Below are 6,560 nucleotides of genomic sequence, written 5' to 3'. Positions count from 1 at the left end.
ATCAACTGCTGCGCCTCGGGCGTGAGCGCCAGCACCGGATTGCTGTTGAACAGCGTCGGATCCGGATACAGCATGCGCGTGCCCGCCAGCAGCGCGTCGGTGGCGGCGGGATTGTCGCGGTAGGCGGCCAGCTGCTGCAGCACCTGGCTCTCGTACCCGGCGTACAGCATGGCCGCGCCCTGGATCAGCCACTCCCGGAAGCCGCCGGTCGAGGTGTCCGATTGCAGACCCTGCGCGTCGTAGAGGCCGCGCACCGTGGGCAGTCCGGCCTTGGCCTCCGCGACCGTGGGCGGCTGGAACACGTCCCCCGAGGCGATGACCGTCAATTCCAGCTGCAGGAGACTGAATCCGGAGTTGGAGGTCGCGGGATCGGTGCTGGTGATCCGGATCGGCCCGGCAAGGTTCTGCGCGGCCAGTGCCTCCCATTTCCGCTTGGGAAGCACGTATTCCAGCAGCAGCCGCTTGAGATCGACTATGTGGTAGGTGTTCTCGCGCTGGGCGACGATGCCGGCCTGCATCAGCGCGTCGGTGGCTGCCGGTCCGGCGTAGATGACCTCGGGCGTCTCCAGCACCGATTCGGCCCGATACCCGGGAAAATCGTCGGTGTCGTGCGTCGCCTCGAACACGCTGCGCGCGCTGGCCGAGGACGGCCACAGACACCCCACGCCCTGACTCGTCAACTGCGCGGTGGGCAACTGGACCAGATCGTACGACCCGCGCTGATCGAACTTCACCTCCAGCCGGTAGTCGTCGCGCAGGATCGCCCGCACGTCGGCATCGGCCATGAGCGCGGACTTCTCCGAACCGCCCAGGCAGGTGAGGGTGGTGACCGCGGCGGGGGTCGCCTGCGAGCCGCGGATGACCACGACGCCGACGACGATCACCACGACGGCGAACACGGCGGCCAGCAGGACGGGTAGCCGGGACTTGTTCATCGGTCCTCGCTCGGGGGAAGCACTGGGGGATAACTCAATTCCAGTCGGGCCAGATCGGTGAAGAAGGACTCCAGATCCGGATCCCCGATCTGTTCGGCGGTATGGGCGGCGAAGTGTTCGAACCCGCGCAGCACCTCGCGACTGCGCGCGAGCAACCGGTCGGCGTCGCGGAAACGCGCCGGATGCTCCTGCACCTCGAGATACCGGTCGAGCACCGATTCGACGGTCGTCAACCCGGTGCGCAGGGCCTCGCGGAGCGCCGGAAGACGCGATGGATCAACACTTTCGGTGCGCTCGACGAGCGCGGGAATGATCTCGCAGGCCCGCAGCAACGCGGCCCGGGTCTCCGGATCGGCGACCCGGCCGGCCCGTGCCGCGACCCGCCGGGCGCCCTCGCGTACCGCGCGGGTCAGCGCGCCCTGCCGGGCGCGTTCGGACAGCGCCTGCCCGGCGAGCGCGGTGAGGACCGCCGCCCCCGCCGCGACGCAGGCCGCGCCCACCGCGGAGCCCAGTACCGCGTACAGCCCGAGAAAGGACAGGACCAGGACGGCCAGGGTGGTGATCAGGACGGAATTGCTCGGCAACCGCGCTCCTACCGGTAACCCACGGCCTGGCGCAGGGCCGCGACCATATTGTCGGAACTGAAATAGGAGCCGCCCGTGCGCGCCGCGATCTCGTTGAGCGCCTTGGTGTTCACGGCGCTCCCGAACCCGATGGTCACCACAGGCACCCCGCTGCGGGTGATGGCCTCGAGCCCGCCGCCCTCGGTGTCGGTGCCGTCGGTCATGAGGATGACCAGGCGTTTGCGCGCGGGATCGGGCGGGCCCTCGAACTCGGTGGCCGCGGCCGCCAGACAGCGGTAGATCCCGGTGCCGCCGTTGGGCTTTCGATCGCGCACCACGCCGCGCAGGGTCTGCAGCGCGGACGCGGAGTTGCCGGCGGTCCACGGCGCGGAGGCGGGGACGCTGTCGAAGACCAGCACCGCGGTGCGGTCCTGCGGACCGGTCTGCACCAGGTACTTCTTGGATTCCACCGGATCGAACAGCAGGTCCGCGGCCTGCTGCACCCCGTCCCAGCCGCCGTTGGAGCTCATGCTCCCGGAGGCGTCGATGCAGTAGACCAGATCGGTCGGCGCGCGATAGGAGGTCTGGTAGTTGTCCAGCGCCGCTTCGATGACCGGCGCGGCCGGATAGGTGATGGGCTGATCGGTCAGCGTGGCGCGGATGCCCTGGTCCGGGTTGAACACCGTGCGCGGCGCGTCCGGCAGCGAGAGCCCGATGCTGGTGATGGGCCGCCGCCCCAGCTCGGTCAGACGCCGCTGCGTATCGGCGGTGAGCAGGAAGTCCTGCAGCTTCTGGAAGTTGGCGAGCTTCGCGGGATTGTCCCCGTGCGGCAGGAAGCCCAGCGGCGCGTCCGAGATGGCCAGCACCCCGCGCGGGTACACCACGTGCAGCGGCTCCTGTCCCGCGGCGACCAGTGCTCTGTTGCGCTCGATCACCAGGTCTTCGTAGGTGAACAGCGTCTTGCACTGCGGCGAGGCCAGGCATTCGTCCATGAGCAACCCCGTGGACGGCGGCGTGCGCGCGAAAGCCCGTGCGAACCGGGTGATTCCGGTACGCACGGGTTCTGAGTTCAGCTGATCGGTGGTGAGCGCGACCCCGGGCCCGTTGCCCGCGAAGTGATTCAGGAACCCCAGCAGGACCGTCGCGCCGGAATTGGACTGGGTCGGATTGGTCATCCACGCCGTGGTGCGCTTGGCCTCCACCGCCGCGAGGATCTCCTCGATGCCGACATCGCGGCCCAGGAAGCCGAGCCGCTCCAGTTCGCTCTTGCGCCCCGCGAACACCAGCGGCGTGCTGAACATCGGCTGGACCCGCTGCAGCCGGTGCGCGGTGTCGCCGAGCTGCTGGAAAACGCTGCTGGCGAACCAGAATCCGTCGTAGGGCGCGTCCCCGGTCTGCAGCAGCCGGGCCTGATCGACCGAGCCCATCGCGGTCATGGTGCAGGTCAGACCCTGATCCCGGCACCACGGCTGCACGATGGAGGCGAACACCGCGTCGTGCTCGGAGCCCGCGACGATGTTCAGTACATCGGCTGAGTCGTCGTATCCGGCCGCCGGGTCCTTCCCCGGTTCCGAGCCCGTGCATCCCGCCGCCAGGACGCAGAGCGCGATCAGTGCTGTGACGAGTAGTTTCGTGCGCCGTGCGGCCACCCGTGCCACCTTCCCCTCTGTGCCGAGAGCCTAAACACGGCCAGACGTGGGGAAGGTGAACTGCCGGTGAGCGGCGGGCGAAATCAGTTGTGCGGGAGGCGAACCAGCATCTTGCCGGTGTTCGCGCCGTTCATCATGGCGGTGAACGCGTCCAGGGCCTGCTCGATGCCCTCGAACACGGTCTCCTCGGTGCGCAGCGACCCGTCGGCGAGCCAGCCCCCGGCCTTGGCGAACCACTCCGGAACCTGGTGCATGTGATCACTGACATTCATGCCGCGCAGGGTGATCCGCTTGCCGATGGCCAGCGGCAGGTGGCTGGGCCCGGGCGCGAGTTCGGTGTCGTTGTAGACCGAGATGGCCCCGCACAGCGCGATCCGGCCGTACCGGTTCATGGCCACCAGCGCCGCGTCCAGGTGATCCCCGCCGACGTTGTCGAAGTACACGTCGATCCCGCCGGGCGCGGCCGCGGCCAGCTGCCCCGGCAGATCGCCCGCGCGATAGTCGATGGCGGCGTCGAAGCCGAAGTCGCGCACCAGGCGTGCGGCCTTGTCCGGTCCGCCCGCGGAGCCGATGACCTTGGCCGCGCCGAGCTGTCTGGCGACCTGCCCGGCCACGGATCCGACCGCGCCCGCGGCCCCGGAGATGAACACCACGTCGCCCGCACGGACGGGCGCGACCTCGGTCAGCCCCGCGTAGGCGGTCAGACCGGTGGTGCCGAGCAGGCCCAGATACGCCTGTGCCGGCGCGACTTCGGTGGAGACGACCTGGACGGCGCCCGCATCGAGCAGCGCGTAGTCCCGCCAGCCCGCGAAATGCGAGACCGTGGCGCCGATCTCGATGCCGTCGGCGGCCGAGGCCACCACCGTACCCACCGCGCCGCCGGTCATGGCCTCGTCGAGAACGAAAGGCGGAATATAGGATTCGACGTCGTTCATCCGGCCGCGCATGTACGGGTCCACCGACAGCCAGTCGTTGCGCACCAGCACCTGCCCGGGCGCGGGATCCGGCAGGTCGACGGTGGCGAGTTCGAAGTCCGAGGGCTTCGGCTCACCGAACGGGCGGGCGATCAAACGCCATTCGCGGCCGGCGACGGTCATGAGTGTTCTCCTTCTGGGTGTTCCGTGAACGCGCCGTGCAGGACGGCGGAGGCGGCGCGGGGCACCAGGTCGGTGCGGCGCGCGGTGAGCAGGCCGATGGTGGTGGCCAGCAGTATGTGTGCGGTGTCGGCGGGATCGGGTACCCGCTCCGCCGTGAGCACGGCGGTGAGGATCCCGTGCAGGTCTTCGGTGAAACGGCGGCAGATGTCGCCGTTGAGGCGCGCCTGTTCGTCGAGAAGTTCGGCGGCGTGCGGTGATTCGGCGAACGGGCCGGAGGTCAGTTCCACCTTGGCGGCCAGGATCCCGCACACCCGTTCCGCCAGTGGGGCGTTCGCGTTCGCGGCCGTGTGGGCGTGCTCGAGCGCGGTGCCGTGCAGCCGCTCGGTGAGCCGCCGCACGGCGTCGTCCTTGCCGCGAACGTATTGGTAGACCGCGGACCTGGACACGCCCGTCTCGGCGGCGATGTCGTCCATGGTGGTCCGGCGCACCCCGTAGCGCAGGAGGCAGCGCTGGGTGGCGTCGAGTACGTCCGCGGTCCGGTCGGCCATCGAACTCAGAGGACCTTCAGCAACTCCGCCGCCAGCGGGGCGGAGGACGCCGGGTTCTGCCCGGTGTACAGGTTTCGGTCCACCTCGATGTGCGGGGCCCACGGCTCGCCCTCGCGATAGTCGACGCCGAGGGCGATCAGCCGGTCCTGCAGCAGCCACGGGGCCTTGTCGGCCAGTCCGGCCTGGGTCTCCTCGGCATTGGAGAAGGCGGCGACGCGGTATCCGGCGAACGGTGAGTTGCCGTCGGCGCCGGCGGTGGCCAGCAGCGCGGCGGGCGCGTGGCACACCACCCCGAGCGGTTTGCCCGAGGCGAGTGCGGCGGTGAGCAGCCGACCGGAGTCGGCGTTCACCGCGAGGTCTTCCATCGGTCCGTGCCCGCCCGGGTAGTAGACCGCGTCGTAGTCCTCGAGCCGGACGCCGGCCAGGTCGATGGGCCGGGTCAGCTCCACGGCCGCGCGCAGCGTCTCGGCGATCTTCTCGGCCCCGGCCGGGCCGCCGTTTGCGTCGGGGGCGAGACTGCCGCGATCCACGGTCGGCACAACCGCGCCGGGGGTGGCGACCACGATCTCGTGCCCGGCCGCGCGCAGCGCCTCGTAGGGCGCGGCGAACTCCTCGGCCCAGTAGCCGGTCGGGTGTTTCGTGCCGTCGTTGAGCGTCCAATGATCGACGCCGGTCATGACGAAAAGGACCCTGGCCATGAATTCTCCTCGGATGGGAACGGTCTGGCGGATGGATGACCTGACGTTTCGTACGTGATGTGTCAGGTCGTCGTGGCACCCACGCTAGGCATTCACGCATCGACTGACCAATAGACTCGCCTATATGAGACATAGGCAGACCGATGGCTCGGTGGATCTCGCGCAGCTGCGGACCTTCCTGGCGGTCTACCGGGCGGGATCCATCACCGCCGGGGCCGCGCAGGTCGGGCTGTCCCAGCCGACGGTGACCACCCAGCTGCAGGCCCTGGAACGCGGCATCGGCCGGCCGCTGTTCGAACGCCTGCCGCGCGGGGTCACCCCGACCGCGGCCGCGCACGATCTCGCCGTGCGGGTCGCCGATCCGCTCGACGCGCTCGAGGTCGTGGTGGGGGACGCGCCCGCCGAGAGCGCGGCCGAACCGCCCGTGCTGCTGGGCGGTCCGGCCGAACTGCTCGCCGCGCTGGTGCTGCCCGCGCTCGCCCCGCAGGTCGCCGCGGGTGTGCGCCTCACCGTCGTCACGGGTCTGGCCGACGACCTGCTGGCCGATCTGCGGGTGGGCACCCTCGATCTGGTGCTGTCCACGATTCGCCCGCGCGGGCGCACCCTGCTCGCCGAACCGCTCGCGGACGAGGAATTCGTTCTGGTCGCCGCCCCGGCGGTGGCGGCGGGCATCGACCCGGAGCGGTTGCGCGCCAACGACTTCACCGGTGTCCCGCTGATCAGCTACGCCGCGGATCTGCCGATCCTGCGCCGATACTGGCGGCACGTGTTCGGTACGCGGCTGGAAGCCGAAGCGGCCCTTGTCATTCCGGATCTGCGCGCGGTGCTGTCGGCGGTTGTGGCCGGCGCCGGGATCTCGGTGCTGCCGCGCTACCTGTGCTCGCGCGAGCTCGCCGCGGGGACCGTGACGCTGCTGCTGGACCCCGCGGATTCCCCGATCAACACCGTCTATCTGGCCCGCCGCGCCGGGGGACCGGTGCGCCCGCACGTCGAGCGGATCGGCGCCCGATTGCTGGAGGCGGCGGGGGTGTGGCGGGCCTGCGTGGACTGACCGGGAACCGAGCCCGCCG

Annotated in this window: 7 protein-coding genes; 1 reads left to right on the top strand and 6 read right to left on the bottom strand. The window is 70.3% G+C overall.

What is annotated here, in order from left to right; all coding sequences use genetic code 11:
* The 6 genes from ACWDOP_RS21830 to ACWDOP_RS21805 all read right to left on the bottom strand — a co-directional run.
* On the bottom strand, positions 1-935 hold a 935-nt coding region (locus tag ACWDOP_RS21830; RefSeq protein WP_456346544.1), incomplete at its 3' end, for a hypothetical protein.
* Positions 932-1,519, bottom strand: a complete 588-nt coding sequence (locus ACWDOP_RS21825; protein WP_456346543.1) for a hypothetical protein — start codon at positions 1,517-1,519, stop codon at positions 932-934. The genes ACWDOP_RS21825 and ACWDOP_RS21830, both read right to left, overlap by 4 nt.
* 8 nt (positions 1,520-1,527) lie before the next feature.
* Positions 1,528-3,147, bottom strand: coding sequence for a VWA domain-containing protein (locus ACWDOP_RS21820; RefSeq protein ID WP_456346542.1), 1,620 nt, complete (start codon positions 3,145-3,147; stop codon positions 1,528-1,530).
* An 83-nt stretch (positions 3,148-3,230) separates the two neighbouring features.
* Entirely contained in the window at positions 3,231-4,244 is a 1,014-nt protein-coding gene (locus ACWDOP_RS21815; protein WP_456346541.1) for an NADP-dependent oxidoreductase, read from the bottom strand.
* Complete coding sequence (locus ACWDOP_RS21810; RefSeq protein WP_456346540.1) at positions 4,241-4,792, bottom strand: TetR/AcrR family transcriptional regulator; 552 nt, start codon at positions 4,790-4,792, stop codon at positions 4,241-4,243. The genes ACWDOP_RS21815 and ACWDOP_RS21810 overlap by 4 nt, the downstream gene beginning before the upstream one ends.
* Before the next feature lie 5 nt (positions 4,793-4,797).
* Positions 4,798-5,490, bottom strand: a complete 693-nt coding sequence (locus ACWDOP_RS21805; RefSeq protein WP_456346539.1) for a type 1 glutamine amidotransferase domain-containing protein — start codon at positions 5,488-5,490, stop codon at positions 4,798-4,800.
* A gap of 124 nt (positions 5,491-5,614) precedes the next feature.
* Between ACWDOP_RS21805 and ACWDOP_RS21800 the strand changes: the two genes are divergently transcribed.
* The gene (locus tag ACWDOP_RS21800) at positions 5,615-6,541 is read left to right on the top strand and encodes a LysR family transcriptional regulator (RefSeq protein WP_456346538.1); all 927 of its coding nucleotides are present in this window, start codon (positions 5,615-5,617) and stop codon (positions 6,539-6,541) included.
* Positions 6,542-6,560 lie beyond the last annotated feature (19 nt).

The organism is Nocardia sp. NPDC003693 (assembly GCF_053981095.1).
This window is presented reverse-complemented; position numbering and strand designations above follow the sequence as displayed.

Excerpts from the sequence above, each read along its gene's own strand:
- ACWDOP_RS21815 (WP_456346541.1), bottom strand. The coding sequence starts at position 4,244 with ATGACCGTCGCCGGCCGCGAATGGCGTTTGATCGCCCGCCCGTTCGGT.
- ACWDOP_RS21810 (WP_456346540.1), bottom strand. The coding sequence starts at position 4,792 with ATGGCCGACCGGACCGCGGACGTACTCGACGCCACCCAGCGCTGCCTC.
- ACWDOP_RS21805 (WP_456346539.1), bottom strand. The coding sequence starts at position 5,490 with ATGGCCAGGGTCCTTTTCGTCATGACCGGCGTCGATCATTGGACGCTC.
- ACWDOP_RS21800 (WP_456346538.1), top strand. The coding sequence starts at position 5,615 with ATGAGACATAGGCAGACCGATGGCTCGGTGGATCTCGCGCAGCTGCGG.